Source organism: Amycolatopsis sp. WQ 127309 (assembly GCF_023023025.1).
Classification (GTDB): Bacteria; Actinomycetota; Actinomycetes; order Mycobacteriales; family Pseudonocardiaceae; genus Amycolatopsis.
Genome location: NZ_CP095481.1, coordinates 7056985 through 7073208, shown reverse-complemented (window position 1 = coordinate 7073208; position 16224 = coordinate 7056985). Strand labels below are relative to the sequence as shown.

15 protein-coding genes and 1 pseudogene are annotated in these 16224 nt (G+C 68.9%); 8 read left to right on the top strand and 8 right to left on the bottom strand.

Annotation, left to right across the window (positions count from 1 at the left end; translation table 11 throughout):
- Entirely contained in the window at positions 1-525 is a 525-nt protein-coding gene (locus tag MUY22_RS32015) for a 3-hydroxyanthranilate 3,4-dioxygenase (protein ID WP_247050842.1), read from the bottom strand.
- Positions 526-544: 19 nt separating this feature from the next.
- Positions 545-961 (bottom strand): RidA family protein, encoded by a 417-nt coding sequence (locus tag MUY22_RS32010; RefSeq protein WP_247050840.1) that lies wholly within the window; start codon positions 959-961, stop codon positions 545-547.
- A 170-nt stretch (positions 962-1131) separates the two neighbouring features.
- Between MUY22_RS32010 and MUY22_RS32005 the strand changes: the two genes are divergently transcribed.
- From MUY22_RS32005 to MUY22_RS31990, 4 genes and pseudogenes are all read left to right on the top strand, one after another.
- Complete coding sequence (locus MUY22_RS32005; protein WP_247050838.1) at positions 1132-2133, top strand: LysR substrate-binding domain-containing protein; 1002 nt, start codon at positions 1132-1134, stop codon at positions 2131-2133.
- A 283-nt stretch (positions 2134-2416) separates the two neighbouring features.
- Positions 2417-3949, top strand: coding sequence for a GMC family oxidoreductase (locus tag MUY22_RS32000; protein WP_247050836.1), 1533 nt, complete (start codon positions 2417-2419; stop codon positions 3947-3949).
- Between the two features lie 129 nt (positions 3950-4078).
- The gene (locus MUY22_RS31995; protein ID WP_247050834.1) at positions 4079-5353 is read left to right on the top strand and encodes an MFS transporter; all 1275 of its coding nucleotides are present in this window, start codon (positions 4079-4081) and stop codon (positions 5351-5353) included.
- 163 nt (positions 5354-5516) lie between these two features.
- Positions 5517-6393 (top strand): annotated as a pseudogene (locus tag MUY22_RS31990) (IS5 family transposase).
- A 59-nt stretch (positions 6394-6452) separates the two neighbouring features.
- On the opposite strand, the gene MUY22_RS31985 reads toward MUY22_RS31990, so the two are convergent.
- Positions 6453-6911, bottom strand: coding sequence for a MarR family winged helix-turn-helix transcriptional regulator (locus MUY22_RS31985; protein WP_247050831.1), 459 nt, complete (start codon positions 6909-6911; stop codon positions 6453-6455).
- A gap of 270 nt (positions 6912-7181) precedes the next feature.
- On the opposite strand from MUY22_RS31985, the gene MUY22_RS31980 reads away from it, so the two are divergent.
- From MUY22_RS31980 to MUY22_RS31970, 3 genes are all read left to right on the top strand, one after another.
- A complete protein-coding gene (locus MUY22_RS31980) occupies positions 7182-7805 on the top strand; it encodes an isochorismatase family protein (RefSeq protein WP_247050830.1) in 624 nt (207 codons plus the stop codon).
- Between the two features lie 46 nt (positions 7806-7851).
- Positions 7852-8388 (top strand): YceI family protein, encoded by a 537-nt coding sequence (locus tag MUY22_RS31975; RefSeq protein WP_247050828.1) that lies wholly within the window; start codon positions 7852-7854, stop codon positions 8386-8388.
- Positions 8389-8598: 210 nt separating this feature from the next.
- Entirely contained in the window at positions 8599-9087 is a 489-nt protein-coding gene (locus tag MUY22_RS31970; protein WP_247050826.1) for an ester cyclase, read from the top strand.
- A 47-nt stretch (positions 9088-9134) separates the two neighbouring features.
- On the opposite strand, the gene MUY22_RS31965 is transcribed toward MUY22_RS31970, so the two are convergent.
- On the bottom strand, positions 9135-10241 hold the full coding sequence (locus MUY22_RS31965; protein ID WP_247050824.1) for an NAD(P)-dependent alcohol dehydrogenase: 1107 nt from the start codon (positions 10239-10241) through the stop codon (positions 9135-9137).
- A gap of 657 nt (positions 10242-10898) precedes the next feature.
- Between MUY22_RS31965 and MUY22_RS31960 the strand changes: the two genes are divergently transcribed.
- Entirely contained in the window at positions 10899-12368 is a 1470-nt protein-coding gene (locus MUY22_RS31960) for an aldehyde dehydrogenase (RefSeq protein WP_247050822.1), read from the top strand.
- 49 nt (positions 12369-12417) lie between these two features.
- Here MUY22_RS31960 and MUY22_RS31955 read toward each other — a convergent pair whose 3' ends face one another.
- Genes MUY22_RS31955 through MUY22_RS31940 form a run of 4 tightly spaced genes read right to left on the bottom strand, consistent with a single transcriptional unit; the run spans position 12418 to position 16164 of the window.
- Positions 12418-12960: an NADPH-dependent FMN reductase gene (locus MUY22_RS31955; RefSeq protein WP_247050820.1), complete on the bottom strand. Its 543-nt coding sequence runs from the start codon at positions 12958-12960 to the stop codon at positions 12418-12420.
- Positions 12957-14042 (bottom strand): alkene reductase, encoded by a 1086-nt coding sequence (locus MUY22_RS31950; protein ID WP_247050818.1) that lies wholly within the window; start codon positions 14040-14042, stop codon positions 12957-12959. Before MUY22_RS31950 ends, MUY22_RS31955 begins: the two co-directional genes overlap by 4 nt.
- Positions 14039-14959, bottom strand: coding sequence for an amidohydrolase family protein (locus tag MUY22_RS31945; protein WP_247050816.1), 921 nt, complete (start codon positions 14957-14959; stop codon positions 14039-14041). Before MUY22_RS31945 ends, MUY22_RS31950 begins: the two co-directional genes overlap by 4 nt.
- 14 nt (positions 14960-14973) lie before the next feature.
- Positions 14974-16164, bottom strand: coding sequence for an acyl-CoA dehydrogenase family protein (locus tag MUY22_RS31940; RefSeq protein ID WP_247050814.1), 1191 nt, complete (start codon positions 16162-16164; stop codon positions 14974-14976).
- Positions 16165-16224 lie beyond the last annotated feature (60 nt).

Genomic DNA, 16224 nt, shown 5'->3' with positions numbered 1-16224 from the left:
TCAGCCCTTGCCCGGGTGCAGGGTCCCGCAGGCCGGGCAGGTCCGGGCAGTGAGATCGGCGTGGAACGCCTCGAACACCGGCGGCAGATCGACCTCGATGTTCTTCAAGCGGATCCACGCCTCGTGCAGCTGGGTCGCGCAGTTCTGGCAGTACCAGCGAAAGCTTTCCTCGACCCCTTCGCCGCGGACCCGTTCGATGACCAGGCCGATCGAGTCCGGGTCGGGCCGCTGCGGCGAGTGCGGCAGGTTGGCCGGCAGCATCCACATGCCCCCCTCTGGAATGTGGATGCTGCGCGGGCCGTCGTCCGCCATCACGTCGATGCGCATCGACCCGCGATGCATGTAGAACCACTCCTCGTACGGGTCGACGTGGTAGTCGGTGCGCAGGTTCGGGCCACCGACGACCATCACGATGAAGTCCTTCATCGGCGCCCAGGCGACCTTGTTGTTCACCGGCGGCTTGAGGAACCGCTCGTTCTCGGCGATCCAGGCGGGTAGGTCGATCACCGGCGGGATGTCAGGCATGGCGGATCTCGCTTCCTGGTCAGGCTCGCGGTCGGTACGCGACGGCCTGCATCTCGATCAGCAGGTGCGGGTGCGGGAGCTGGTGCACGGCGACGGTGGTGCGCGTCGGCCCGGCTTCGTCGAAGTACTCGCCGTAGACCGCGTTGTAGCCGGCGAAATCGTTCATCGACACCAGGTAGGTGGTGACCTGGACGAGATCGCCGAGACCGGCACCGACCTCGGCGAGGATGTCCGCGATGTTCCGGATCACCGCAGCCGTCTGCACCGTGATGTCGAGCGTGACCGTCCCCCGGTCGTCGACGGTGACGCCGGCGAAGGTGTCGTCCGGCAGCCGGCTGCTCGTCCCGGAGACATAGACGTAGTCCCCTGCGATCTTGACGTGGGGATACCGCCCACGCGGCCGAGCCTTGCCGGCCACGACGCGTGCATCGATCATCCCGCTCCCTCGCTCGTCGTTACGAGCCAGCGTGCCCCCGCTGTCACAGCCGGGTCCAATACCGATTCGCCGCACAGCTATAGCGAACCCGCCCGAGGTCGCCGTCCCTGAAAGTCACGAAAAGTGTCTATCACTTTTCGTGACTGTTTCCCGGAGCTAAGCTGTGCACGATGCGAGCCCGCAAGCTTCTGGACGGAACGCTCAAACTGCGACACCTCGTGCTGGTGACCGCCATCGCCAAGCGCGGCAGCGTGCTGCACGCGGCGCACGACCTGCGGATCAGCCAGCCGGTCGTCACCCGCGGCCTGCGCGAGCTCGAAGCACTGCTCGAGGTCGAGCTGTTCGAACGCGGCCCCCGCGGGATGACACCCACGCTGTACGGCGAGGCCTTCCTCCAGCACGCCGAGGCGGTGCTGACGCAGATCCGGCAGGCCGGACGGCACCTGGCCGAACTGGAGTCCGGCCAAGCGGGCTCGGTCACCGCGGGCACTTACCTCGCCGGCTCGAACGTCCTGCTGCCGCAGGCGATCTCCGCGTTGAAGCGGAGCCATCCCAGGGTCACGGTGATCGTCCGCGAAAGCACCCCCGACGTCCTCGTGAAGGACCTGTTGGCCGGCGAGATCGACCTGGTCGTCGGACGGCTGACCCCGACCGACCTCGCCGACCGCACCGCGCAGATCAGGATGTACACCGAGCCGATCCGGCTCGCCGTGCGCACGGGGCACCCGGCGCTCGACGGCCCGCCGCCGACGCTGGCCGACCTCCAGGACTACCCCTGGATCCTGCCGGGCGAACGCACGGCGCTGCGCAACGAGATCGAAGAGGTCTTCCTCCACGCCGGCCTTCCGCTCCCGGTCGACCGGATCGAGTCGGAGTCGATCCTGACCCTGCGCACCCTCGTCCTGAGTTCGGACTCCGTGGCCGTGCTGCCGCTCCTGATCGCGGAAGAGGACCCGCGGCTCACCACCTTGCCCACGCCGCTGCCGTCCGTGTCGCGCAAGGTCGGCGCGACGCTGCGCCTCGGCGCGACACCCACCCCGGCGGCCGCGCTCATGCTCGAACACCTCCACCAGCGGGCGGCCCGGATCCGCGCCCACGTCGCCGGGCACGAACACGACAGGTTCACCGGCGCGCCGCACGACCTGCTCGACTGCGTTGCGGCCGACGCATAGCTGGTGGCGCTATTAGGCATTGGACGCCGCTGTTCGTGCCCCGTAAGGATGGCAGTCCCTGTCCCAGGGCCCCGGCAAAGTCATCGCCCAGTCGAACAGGTCAGGAAAGGACGACCGGCACGCCGGCCAGAGCGGCCAACACGCCGACGATCGAGTCCGTTGTCGGCGCCGGGTGCTGTGTTGGCCGCTCCGGGCGCCATGGTGGCCGTTGCCCAAGCAACGGTGGCGCGCATGACGAATCGCCTTTGCCGGGCCCTGATCCCCCGTCCCAGGAGGTTGCCCGGTGCTCGAGTACAGCTGCGAAACCCTGGTCATCGGCGGTGGGTCCGCCGGCTGCGCCGCGGTGCACAGCCTCCTGCGGTCCGGCGTGGACGACGTCGTGCTCGCCGAAGCGGGCCCGGACCACGGCCCCGCGACGGCCGGAGGATGGCACGGCGACCTGCTCGACGCCCGCGTGGTGCCGGAGAGCCATGACTGGGGCTACTGGAGCCAGTACGGCGATCGCAAGACCTTCGCGCACGCGCGAGCCAAGGTGCTCGGCGGGTGTTCCACCTTCAACGAAGCGCACGTCGTCTGGGGCCGGCCCGACGAGTACGACCGCTGGGCCCGCCTGTGGGACGAGCCGGGGTGGAGCTGGAAAGGTCTCCGCGACGACATCGACGCCGTCGAACTCAGCGAGCCGGCCTCGGACTTCCACGGCCGCGCCGGAATGCTCGAAACCGCACCCCACGACGAGGCCGGACTGACCCAGTGGTCTCGCGGGTTCCTCACCGGCGCACTGGAGGCCGGTTATGCGCGGTTGCCGGACTTCGGAGCACCCGCGGCCGAGGGCGGTGTCGCGATCTGGCGGGCGAACCAGCGCGGCACCACCCGGTGGAACACGGCTTTCGCGTTCCTCGACCCACATCGCGATGATCACCGCCTGCGGATCGTCGACGGGCTGACGATCACCGGCTTGCGGTTCCGGGGAGATCGCGCCGTCGCTGCCCACGGCATGCTCCGCGGGCAGCGGGTGACGATCCGCGCGCGATCGTTCGTCCTCGCCGCGGGCGCGGTGGGCACCCCGGAGCTGCTCCTGCGATCCGGTGTCGGCCCGGCCGCGGCACTCGAACGGCTGGGCATCGACGTGGTCTCCGACGTCCCCGCGGTGGGCCGCGGACTGACCGACCACATCGGGGTGTCCCTCGCCTACCAGCTCACCGGCACCGCCGACGAGACCTTCCGGGCCGAACTGTCGGCGGGCCCGGTCCCGCATTGCCAGACCGTCGCGCGGGTGCCGCTGGGATCGGCGGAGGACGGCAGCTTCAACCTCCTGCCCTACGAACGGACCTTCGACGGCGTGCACTGGGTGCACGCGCTGATCGCCTTCCTCGTCACACCGGCCTCGAGCGGCGGAGTCACGCTCGTGAGCCCCGATGTGCGGGTCCCGCCGCGGATCGACGCGGGCTACCTGAACGACCCCGACGGTCGTGATCTGACCCGGCTGCGACGCGGCCTGGGGCTGATTCGGGAACTGGTCGAGCGAAGCGACCACCTGCGCGGCCTCGTGCTGCCCGGCGACGACGGCCCGCCCGCCGGCGGCGACCTGGACAGCCACATCAGGCAGACCTTCTTCAGCTACGGCCACCTCATGTCGTCGTGCCGGATCGGCACCGCCGCGGACCGGAGCGCTGCCGCGACCCCCGACGGCCGGGTGAAAGGCCTCGGCAACGTGGTCGTCGCCGACGCCTCCGCCATTCCGGGCGGGTTCGCGGCGGCGACCCACCTCACCACGATGCTCTTCGGCTACCGGTTGGCGCGCTCGGCAGTGCATTGACCTGCCCGCTGCGAACGTTCGCTTTCAGCAGTCGCCGGTCAATACGTGGCAGAGCGTTGACCTGGCCCGACAAGGCACTTAGGCTATGCAATCGTTCGCATTCAATGGGACGTCGTCCAGGAGGCCGCCATGAGCAGACCAGCCCCGACCACCTCTACGCCGGAGATCACGTCCCGCCGCGACGTCCCCAAGCACCTGGCGTTCTGGGGCTTCGCGCTGATGGCGATCTCGTTCATGATCAACGCGATGGACCGCCAGGTCTTCTACCCCCTGCTGCCCGAGATCAGCAAGGCTCACCACTTCTCCCTGAGCCAGGGCGGGCTCCTCGCCACCGGGTTCACCTTGGGTGTGGCTGCCGCCGGCGTGCCGGCGGGTTACCTGGTCGACAAGTTCTCACGCAAGACCGTCCTGGTCGCCAGCATCTTCGTCTACTCGGTCGGCACGATCGTGACGCCGCTCGCGGCGGGCTTCGCCGACATGGCCGTCTACCGGCTGATTTCCGGTGCCGGTGAAGGCATGCAGGCCGCGGCACTCTACGCCGCGCTCAGCTCCTACTTCTTCGTCCGGCGATCACTGGCCTTCGGCGCCCTCGGCGTCGCGTTCGGCGCCGGCGTCTTCTTCGGCCCGCTGATCGGCACCGACCTCGCGACCTCGTTCGGTACGTGGCACGCGCCGTTCTACGTGTTCGGCGGCGCCGGCCTGGTCATCACACTGCTGATCGGCATCAGCGTCCGCCGGGGCCTCACCGACGCGGTCGCCGAACCCGAGGCGGGCGCGACCGGCACCTTCGACCACCTGCCGACGTCGGCCTACAACCGCAACACCCTGCTGCTCGCCCTGGCGGCCATCGGCGGCGGCCTCGCGTTCTACGGGTTCCTCGGCCTCTACCCGACCTACCTGCGCACCGAGTTGCACTTCACCGCCGGCCAAGCCGCACTCGCCACCAGCCTCGTCGGGGCCGGCGCCACCATGTCCCTGCCCACCGGCTGGCTCGGCGACCGGTACGACCAGCGCAAGATCCTGCTGGTGACCTACATCGGCGTGGCGGTCTCCGGATGGCTGCTGTTCAACGGACCGACGACGCCCGGCTGGCAGTACGTGTTCGCCTTCACGATGGGCACCTTCACCGCCGGATCGCTGTTCACCAACTGCAACAGCACCATGCAGCGTTCGGTGCGGCCCACCCACGTCGGCCGGGCGGCCGGGCTGTTCGTGGCCACGTACTACGTCGCCGCGGCCGTGTCCGGTTTCGTTTTCGCCGAACTGGTCGGCGGACTGGGCTGGCGCCACGCCGCGCTCTGGCAACTGACGATCATGCCGCTGGCCATCCTGGTCCCGCTGTGGTTCCTGGACCCGGCGAAGATCATCTCCCACCGGCGACGCGACCAGGCCCTGCAGGAGTGAGTCTGCTCGACGGGCGTCGTGATCCAGGTGGTTCCTGACGGTGCGGGCGAGTCACCCTCGCCCATGCTTTTAGGAGCCGCCTGAGCGCGAAGCCCGCCAGCGTGACTTGCTCCGGCAGCGCCTAGGGCGTGTCCTGTAAGTGGTTGAGCTGGCTCTCTGGTAGCTGTGCCCAGTGGTTGGTGGCGGTGAGTTGACGGACAAGGCGTGGGCGGTGATCGAGCCGTTGCTGCCACCGCAGCAGGGCGGTGGGCGGCGGTGGCGCGATCACCGTCAAGTCATCAACGCGATCCTGTGGAAGCTGCGGACCGGTGCCCCGTGGCGTGACCGGCCCGAACGCTACGGACCTGGAAGACCACGCATGAACGGCTGCGGTTGTGGACCAAGGGACGGCACCTCGCAGCGGATCCTCGACCGGGTGATCGTCAAAGACGACGCCGTCGGCGACCTCGAGTGGATCGTCTCGGTGGACTCGAGCGTGGTCCGGGCACCAGCATGCCGCTGGTGCCCGGAAAAAAGGGGGATGCAGCGACGGAATCGAAGCCCTCGCCCTCGACGGAGAAGAACTCGGCCGGTCCCGCGGCGGGCTGAGCACGAAGATCCACCTCGCCGTCGACGGACGCGGTCTGCCGATACGGCTTCTGCTCACCCCAGGCCAGGCAGGCGACAATCCGCAGCTGGTACCGCTGCTGAATGGCATCAGCCTCGCCCGATCCGGGCCAGGGCGTCCACGGTGTCGGCCGGAGACCGTGATCGCGGACAAGGCGTATGCGCATCCCTCGACCCGCCGGGCGATGCGAGACCGGCAGGTCACCTTCGCCAGCTCGGAGCGGGATGACCAGATCGCCCGCCGCATCGCCACAGGCTCGCGCGGCGGGAGACCACCGGTCTTCGACGCCGAGGTCTACAAGCAGCGCAACGTGGTCGAGCGGTGCTTCAACCGGCTCAAGCAGTTCCGTGACCTGGTCACCCGCTACGCCAAACGCGCTGCTTATCACCAGGCCGAGCTGACCATCGCCGCCATCGTGCTCCGGCTCCGATGACTTACAGGACACCGCCTAGGCCGACCCGGCCGTAGCACCGGGGCACACCGCCTCGGTGTTCACGGTCGGCGGCGGCGCTGGTGCTCGGTGACGTCGGTCAGCGCGGACTTGAACCGTGCGAACTCTTCACGCCCCAAGCGCCGCGCGTGCCGATCCTGGATACCGCTCATGATCCGGTCCGCGGCCTTCATCTGCGCCCGGCCGCGTTCCGTCGGGCACACCAGCTTCGCCCGGCGATCGGCCGGGTCCGGGCGCCGCTCGACGTAACCCAGCGCCTCCAGCTCGTCGATCACCGTGCCAATGACCTGCTTGTGCAGCCCCGACAACCGCGACAGATCGGTCGCCCGTACGCCGTCCGGGTCGAGGTAGGCGAGGACCGCGCCGTGCCGGGCGTGCAGATCGCCGAATCCCCGCTCGGCGAGCGTGGCGAACAGCTCTCCCTGCACGGCGAACAGCAGCCGTCCCGCCAGCACGCCGAGATCGGGGTTGGTCTTGTTACGTTCGGCCCGGGTGACCACGCGGCGGCTCCTCACATTCCACACAGGACGGCCGGCACCGTCCGGCCGGCCGAGTCTAGCCGCTCGACCAGGACACACGGGTGATCCGGCCGCAGCGGCGACCACTCGCGCCCCCAGAACTGGTCGCGATCGCGACTCACCCGGAGAGTGACCCCCGTCACTTGAGCCGACATTTCAGCCACACCTGGAATAGCCGTCGACCGCATATGGTCAATATTTGTGACTATCAAGCTCGATTACCAAGTGACTCACTCCGGAAGCCGACAACCCATGAGCGCGAACAAGTTCACCGAAGCCCTCACCACCGACAACGCCGCCGTGCTGATCATCGACCACCAAGTCGGCCTGTACACGGGAGTGCGCGACATCCCGTTGCTCGAGCTGAAGCACAACACCGTCGCCCTGGCCAAGACCGCGACGACGCTCGGCCTGCCACTGGTGGTCACGACCACCGCCGCGGACAGCATGTGGGGGCCGCTGATCCCCGAGTTGCAGGAGGTGCTTCCCGAAGGACAGGAGGTCATCGACCGCGGCTCCGTGAACGCCTGGAACGACAGCAGGTTCCGCGCCGCCGTCGAGGCGACCGGCCGCACGAAGCTCATCATCGTCGGCATCTCCCTCGAAGTCTGCGCGGCATTTCCGGCGATCACGGCGATCGCCGACGGCTACGACACCTACGTCGCCGTGGACTCCTCCGGCACGTTCTCGCAGACCAAACGTGAAGCCGGCGTGCTGCGCATGCAGCAGGCCGGCGTGATCCTGAGCGACTACGCGACGCTCATGGTCGAAATCCTGGCGGACAACACGCTCCCGGTGGCCAACGACGTCTACGCCGCCCTGGACATGCCGTTCGCCACGCTGGTCGGCCAGGTCGCGGCCGCCTACCAGAAGTAGTTCACCCCATCAGCAGTTCCACCAACACCAACACCAGGAGAGTCCCATGCCCATCGCCATCACCGCCGGCCGTTACAGCATCGACCCGGCGCACTCGTCCCTCGAGTTCTCGACCCGGTTCGTCGTGGCCCGGATCAAGGGCACCTTCACGGACGTGTCCGGGTCCATCGAGGTCGCCGAAGACCTCGTGAAGTCCACGGTGCAGGCCGAGATCGCCGTCGGCTCGGTCCAGACGAACGTCGACGCTCGCGACAACCACCTCCGCGGCGCGGACTTCTTCGACATCGAGAACCACCCGGCCGCGCGCTTCTCGTCCACGGGCATCGTCGCCGACGGCGAGCGCTACACGCTGCAGGGCGACCTCACGATCCGCGGGACGACGAAGCCGGTCGAACTGGACCTCTACTTCCTGGGTGACGGCGAGGACCACTACGGCAACGCCAGGGTCGGGTTCCGTGCCACCGCGCGCGTCTCGCGTTCGGCGTTCGGCGTCAGCGGGAACGTGTCGCAGCCGGGCGGCCCGCTGCTGATGGGCGACGCCACCGACCTCGTCCTCGAGATCCAGGCGACCCTCGACAACTGACCCCGCGACGCGGCGACAGCGGTGCCGTCCGGCACCGCTGTCGCCGCCGCAGGGCCGGTAAGCACAGTCCGATCCCGATCCCCCTGGAGGAAGCCATGCTCGACCGACGTTCGATGATCACCAAGGGCAGTGCCGCGGTCTTCGGCGCACTGGCGCTCTCGGCCGTTGCCGACGGAACCGATATCGCCACCCGGCGGAGGCCACACACCGATGCCAGACCCAACCACGACGCCGGTGCCCAACCCGCCTTTTTCCCCCACCCTCACCTACGACGAACGCCTGAACCTGCAGAAGATGGACGAGCTGGACTTCGTCATCTTCAGCAACGCCGAATGGGCGCGGGTGGGTGAGAGCCACGCCAGGAACATCCGCGTCCACTGGCCCGACGGCCACTTCACCGACGGTCTCGACCGGCACGTCTCCGACCTTCAAGCGATGTTCGCGTGGGCGCCCGACACCCACATCAAGAGCCACCCGTTCCGCGTGGCCAAGGACAGCCTCACTGCGGTCACCGGCGTGATGCAGGGGACCTTCAGCCGGCCCATGCCGGACGGCAACGGCGGCTTCATCCAGCCCACCGGCAAGAAGTTCTCGATCCACATGGCCACCGTCGGGCTATGGAACCGGCAGCACACGATGGACGAGGAATTCCTGTTCTGGGACAACCTCACCTTCAACCAGCAGCTCGGCTTGGCCTGACCCGGTGACTTCGCCGCCGCCGGCGTCCCGGCGGCGGCGAGCTCCCGTCAGGGGATCAGGACGGGTTTGACTGTGGCGCCGGACTTCATGTCGGCGATGGCCTGGTCGATCTCGGCGAGCGGGTAGGTCTTCACGAGCTCGGCGATCGGGAACCGTCCGCTCGCGATGAACCCGGCGAGCCGCGGGAGGAACAGGGGCGGGTTGCTCATGCCCTCGACGATCCCGACGATCCGCTTGCTGTCGTTGACGATGTCGGAGATCTCCACCGGCGCGGTGGCCCCGAAGGCGGGGACACCGACGATACCTGCGGTGCCGCCCCAGGTGAGACACTTGACCGCCTGCACGAAAGCCGCGGCGTTGCCGCTGGATTCCAGGACGACGTCCGGGCCGCCGCCGGTGAGATCCTTCAGCGCTTCCACGGCGTCGACCTCGCGGCCGTTGACGACGTGGGTCGCCCCCAGCCGCCGGGCCAGGTCCAGCCGGGTTTCCCGGACGTCGACGACGATGATGTTCTCGACCGGCATGAGCGCCGCAGCCATCACGGCCGAGAGGCCGACCGCACCCGCGCCGAACACCGCAACGCTCGCGCCGGAGGCCGGGCGCAGCACGTTCAGCATGGCGCCCGCTCCAGTCTGGACGCCACAGCCCAGCGGCGCGAGCAGCGAAGCGTCCACATCGACGTCGAGCCGCACGGCGTTGCGTTCGGTCGCCAGCGCGTGGCCGGCGAACGACGACTGCCCGAAGAAGTGGCTGTGCAGCTCTGCACCGGCGGCCTCGAGCGCGGTCGTGCCGTCCGGCCGGCCTCCCCCGGTGAAGTTGCGTTCGAGGAAGGACCGGCACTGCGACGGCACTCCCGCCACGCACCGCGGGCAGGCGCCGCACGACGCGAACGTCAAGACGACGCGGTCACCCGGACGCACGGCCGTGACCCGGTCGCCCACCACCTCGACGACGCCGGCGCCCTCGTGGCCCAGCACTCCGGGCAGCGGGAACGGAAAGTCTCCTTGCTGCACGGCGATGTCGCTGTGGCACAGCCCGACCGCCTCGACGCGGACGATGACCTCGTCGCCGCGCGGATCGCCGAGGACCACGTCGGTCAGCGCGAACGGCTCGCCGGGACCGGCGACGGTCAACGCGTTTGTCTTACGGGGCATGAAATACCTGACTTTCCGGGCCCATCGGAGCAGACAGGTCCTCTGGGACACTACCGTTGCCATCGAACAGGGAGTGGCGGTTTCCCGCCCAGCCGCGTGCGCGTACTCCGGGAACCCGCCATCGACCCGCGCCACGCAATCGCCGCCGAGAGCGTGGCGAGGCCGCCTCACACCCCGGCGAACCTGCCCGTGAGGCCGCAGCCGAGGACATCGCGCATAGACCTCGGTGAACACCCGCAGGTGGCTGTCTCGGCTCAGCTCGTCCTCCCGCTGGGCGCCATCACTCCCGGCGATGAAACCGAAAGATCCATGTCGTCAATCAGCAATATAGTCATACTTACTGACTTTCATCAATCAGCCATCCGCACCTGGGGATACCCGGATCGAGTTCTGCCTTCTGCTATGACCGGCCAGGCATAGCCCCACCACCGACAACCCGTCCTGAGCTGCGAACACACTTCTCAGCGGCACCACCGGATCTCCCGCCGTCAGAAGACGCCGCGGAACGGTCCCCCACCCGGCCAAAGCACGACCTACCATGGCGCACGGCGAATGACCTGCCTGAGCGGGCCGCCTCTCACTCCGCAACCCCACCACCGGACCCGCGGCCACGGCTGATACCGGGCCGGTCGGCACCGGACCCCAAGGAGCGTTCAGATGAGCACCGACCTCGGCCTCCAGTCGCACTACCCGCCGTTGATCGGCGGCAAGTTCCGGGCGATCACCGACGCCTCCTTCCCGGCCGTCGACGCCGCGACCGGTGAGCAGCTCGCCACGATCAGCCGCGGCGGCAAGGCCGAGGTCGACGCCGCCGTCGCGGCCGCCAAGGCGGCTTTCCCCGCGTGGGCCGCGACTCGCCCGGAAGATCGGGCGAAGCTGCTGCTCCGGGTGGCCGACTGGCTGGAGGAGAATGCCCAGCGGCTGACGCTGATCGACGCCCATGACATCGGCCGGACGGTCTTCGAGATCCCCCAGGACTACCGCAGCGCGATCGGCCAGTACCGCTTCTTCGCGGCGGCGATCCTCACGCACGACGGGTACAACCACGCCGTTCCCGGCGGCTGGGCGATCGCCAAGCGCGAACCCTTCGGCGTCGTCGGCCAGATCATCCCCTGGAACGTGCCGGCGATCATGGCGAGCTATAAGCTCGCGCCCGCGCTCGCCGCGGGCAACACCGTCGTGCTCAAGCCGGACGAGAACGCCTCACTGTCCACTCTGGAGCTCACGCGGCAGCTCGCGGAGATCTTCCCGCCCGGCGTCGTCAACGTGGTCCCGGGTTACGGAGACGAGGCCGGTGCCGCGCTCACCGCGCACCCGGACGTGCGAAAACTCGCCTTCACCGGTTCACCTCAGATCGGCAGGCTGGTAGCCCACGCGGGAGCGGAGCGCCTGATCCCGGTATCCCTCGAACTCGGCGGCAAGAGCCCGAACATCGTCTTCCCCGACATCGACGACATCGACGCGGTCGTCGACAACGCGACGTTCGCCTCTACGTTCTGCAATGGACAGTCCTGCCTCGCGGGCACCCGGCTGTTCCTGCACGACGACATCTACCCCGCGTTCATGGAGAAGCTGGTCAAGGCCTACGAGAGCATCCGGATCGGCTCACCCCTCGACCCGGAGACCAGGCTGGGCTGCCTGGTGTCGGAAAAGCAGGGCCTGCGCGTGCTCGACTACATCGAATCCGGCACGTCGCAGGCCAATCTGGCCACCGGCGGGAGCCGCGTCAAGGTCGAGGGCAACGACCACGGCTGGTTCGTCGAACCGACGATCTTCGAGACCTCCAACGACAGCCGCATCGCCCAGGAGGAGATCTTCGGGCCCGTCCTTTCGGTGATCCGCTGGAACGACTTCGACACCATGATCGAGCAGGCCAACGACGTCGTCTACGGCCTGGCGTCCGGGGTGTACACGTCGAACCTGCGCAACGCCATGCGCACGGCCGACCGGCTCCAGGCCGGCCAGGTGTGGGTGAACCAGTACGTCAATCTGCTCGACGGGTCGCCGTTCGGCGGGTTCAAGGAAAGCGGGCTGGGCCGGGAGGTCGGCAAGGACGCGCTGGAGATGTACACGCAGCTGAAGTCGATCATGTTCGCCGAACAGGTACCGCCGCCGTTCTACGTCTGATCCCGCTCGCACACGACTGGGAGGCACCCTCCCGGTCGTGTGCGGACGGTCAGCCGGTGAACCCCGCCACCTGCGCACCGATCAGCCGCAGGGTCGCGGTCACCTTGTCCTCCGAGGAATTCCCCGCGTCGTCGAACTTCACCTCGGCCGAGTTGACCGCGCCGCCCAGCGGCGTCGGCCAGCCGCGAAGGGCGTGGGCGGTCGTGCGCAGCTGCTGAAGCGTGGTCACCGCGGCTTGCCAGCCGTAGGCGACCGCCGCCAGCCCGACCGCGCGTCCCGACAGGTACGGCCGGACGTCGTCGCGGAGATCTTCGATGTAGTCCAGCGCGTTCTTCACCAGCCCCGAGAGCGCACCGTGGTACCCGGGCGAAACCACGATGACGCCGTCAGCGGTCCGCAGCGCCTCGACCAGCCGGCGCGCCGGCTCGGTCCGGGACTCCTGAGCCTGGTCGTAGAACGGGAGAATGAGCTCGGGGCCGATGATCAGGCGAGTGCTCGCCCCGGCTTCCTCGGCACCCGCCAACGCGATCCGCAAGGCCTGCTCCGACTGCGAGCCTGGACGCAGCGATCCCCCGATGCCGAGGACGTTCACGAAGCCTCTCCTGACCGGATCAACGCTGGATAGTCGATGTAGCCCCGCTCGTCGCCGCCGTAGAAGGTGGCCGGATCGGGTTCGGTGTACGGCCCGCCGGCCGCGATCCGCTCGGGCAGATCGGGGTTGCCGATGAACATCGCGCCGAAGGTGATGACGTCGGCCAGGCCGTCGTCGAGCAACGACAGGTCCCCGGGGGCGGTGCGGCGGTCCGGGGTGTGCGGGTTCAAGACGAATACGCCGGGCCAGCGTTTCCGCATCTCCCAGGTCAACGAGCGATCGGGCCCTTCGAAGACGTGCAGGTACGCGAGCCCCGTCCGCTCGATCCGGTCGACCAGCAGCGGGTAGGTCGTCTCCCGGTCCGGCTCGTGGATGCTGTTGTTGGTCACGCCCGGTGAGAGGCGCAGCCCAACCCGCTCGGCGCCGATCGCCGCGGACACGGCCTCCACCAGCGTGACCATGAACCGCATCCGGTTCTCGGGCGCGCCGCCCCAGCGGTCCGTGCGCCGGTTCGCGCTGAGGGCGAGGAACTGGTGCGGCAGGTATCCGTTGGCACCATGGATCTCGACCCCGTCGAAGCCCGCGGAGATGGCATTGCGCGCCGCTGCGGCGTAGTCGGCGATGGCCGTCGTGATACCGGCTTCGGACAGCTCGTCGGGGGCGACGAACTCCTTCATCCCCCGGCCGGTGAACAGCTCCCCCGCCACGGCGATCGCGGACGGGCCGACCGGCCGCAATCCTTCCGGCAGGACGTCCGGGTGACTGACCCGGCCGCTGTGCATCAGCTGGGCGAAGATGACCCCGCCACGGCGGTGCACCGCCTCGGTCACCGGACGCCAAGCGGTGACCTGTTCGGCACTGTGCATGCCCGGTGTGCCCGGCGCGCCCTGCCCACCGGGCGAGGGCTGCATGCCTTCGGTCACGATGAACCCGGCGCTGGCGCGCTGCGCGTAGTACGCCGTCGTCCAGTCCGTCGGGGTCGACCCGGGGCCGAAGCACCGGCCCCGGGTCATCGGCGACATCCCGATGCGGTTGGCGAGCAGCGAGGGCCCCAGCGGCAACGGCTCGAATGCGGGGTTCACAGGCCGAGCCTCGTCCGCGCGGTGCCGCCGAGAAGTTTGCCGAGGTCGTCATCTCCGAACAAGCGAGTCTTCTTCATCCTGCCGATCCAGTCTGTCGCGGTCACCTTCGGCGCGTCCGAGCCGAAGACCAGCTGGTCTATCCCGACCGCGTCGACCATGAACCGGATGACGCGCGGGTCGTCGCTCAACGTGGTGTCGTAGTAGAGCTTCTTCAGCTCGGTGGCCGGATCCCCGGCCAGCAGGTCGTCCTGCCCCATCGCCTGGCTCGACTCCTCGAACCGCCGCCACAAGTACGGCAGCGTGCCGCCCATCGGCGCGATGACCCAGTTGATGCCGGGATACCGCCGGGTCACACCCGAGACGACCAGGTGTGCCGCCGCCATCGTGGCCTCGAGCGGACCGCCGAACTTCGGGCCCATCGCGTACGGGTCCGGGGACAGCGTGAACCGGTCGGGGGTCACGACGGGGTGCACGAAGACTGTCGTGCGCCGCCGGTGCAGCTCGGCCCACAGCGGTTCGAAGTCCGGATCGGACAACGACCGTCCCACCGCCGTCGTGCCGACGCCGATCCCGGCGAACGAGAGCTCGTCCAGACACCGGATCGCCTCGGCGATCGCTTCGTCGGCGTGCGGTAACGGGATCGCCCCGAACGCGCCCAGCCGACCTCCGTGACGCGAGACGGCGTCGGCGTAGAGGTCGTTGAACGCTCGCGCGGCGTCGACGGCGGTGGCGCGGTCTTCCGAGTAGGGCTGGTTGTGCCCGCTGCCGAGGATCTGCAGCTCGAGCCCGGCGGCCTCGATGTCCGCGATGCGATCGCGCAGGTCGGCGGGATGCGGCGGCCAGGCCTCGCGCCCTGTCACACGTTCGTAGGTCGCGCTGAACGCCGGGGGGAACCAGTGCGAGTGGACGTCGATCATGATGGCCTCGTGGGTTAGATGAGGAAGCTGACGGAACGAGGGTCGGTACCGAGCAGGGCACGGGCGTGGATCTCTTCGGCGACGCGAAGGTTGAGCCCGGCGTGCCGGCACGCCACGCCCTGATCCCGCCAGATCCGCTGCAGCGGATTGACCTCGGCGAAGGACGCGGTGCCGTGCGCGGTCACCAGCTGGTCCACCGCTTCCCAGCACTGGCGGCTCGCCCAGGTCGTGGCCATCCGCACCTTCGCGCGCACCTCGACGTCCGGGATCGTTCCGGCGGCCGCGTGCGCGTCGATCACGTCCGCCGAGCGCAGCGCGTGCAGCCTGGCCGTCTCGATCTTCGTCTCGGCCTCGGCGACGTCGAGGTGGAACGGAACGGAGTGCGCCTGGCTGGCGTAGGTGGTCGTCGCGATCGACCGTGAAGGCGCTTTCTCGACGACGTAGTCGAGTGCGGCGGCAGCCTGCCCGAGCTGCGTGCCGATCAGCGACAGGCCGAACACCGCGGACAGGCTCGCGCGGTAGAGCGGCGCGTCGGGGTGCTCCGTCGCGTTCGTCCCGCTGAACAGCGCGGGAACGGCGTTCACCCGGTGGGCCGGGACGAAGACGTCGTCGACGAGGATCGTGTTGCTCCCGGTTCCACGCAGCCCGGCGACGTACCAGGTGTCGTCGACCTTGTAGTCGCGCGCGGGCACGAGCACCTGGCCGGGCACGGGGGCGTCGGGTGTGCCGAGCGGCACGCCCAGCACCGCCCAGCCGGTGTGCAGCGAACCGGAGGCGTAACCCCACTTCCCGGTGACCCTGATCCCGCCGTCGGCCTGCTCGACCGAGGCGCTCGGGGCCGCCACGGATGCCGCGACCGCGTCCGGATCGCCGCCCCACATCTCGTGCTGCGCTTCGTCGGGGAACTGCGCGACGAGCCAGCTGCTGGTGTTGAGGACGCCGGCGACCCAGCCCGTCGCGCCGCAGCCCCGGCCGAGTGCTTCGGTCACCTCGACCAAGGTGCGCAAGCTGCCTTCGTCCCCGCCGTATCGCCTGGGCTGCAAGAGTTTCAGCAATCCCGCGTCGCGGACGGCGGCGAACGCTGCGTCGGTGACGCGGCGATCGCGATCGGTGTCAGGAGCGGCGGACCACAACACCGCACGGAGCGCGCCGGCCCGTGCGACGAGTTCCTCGGCAGTTGGCGCCGACTTCGTTCCGTTGGTCATTTTAGGAGACTGTCACAGAAACGGACGAAAATGCAAACGATTGCATCATCGGCCCGAACA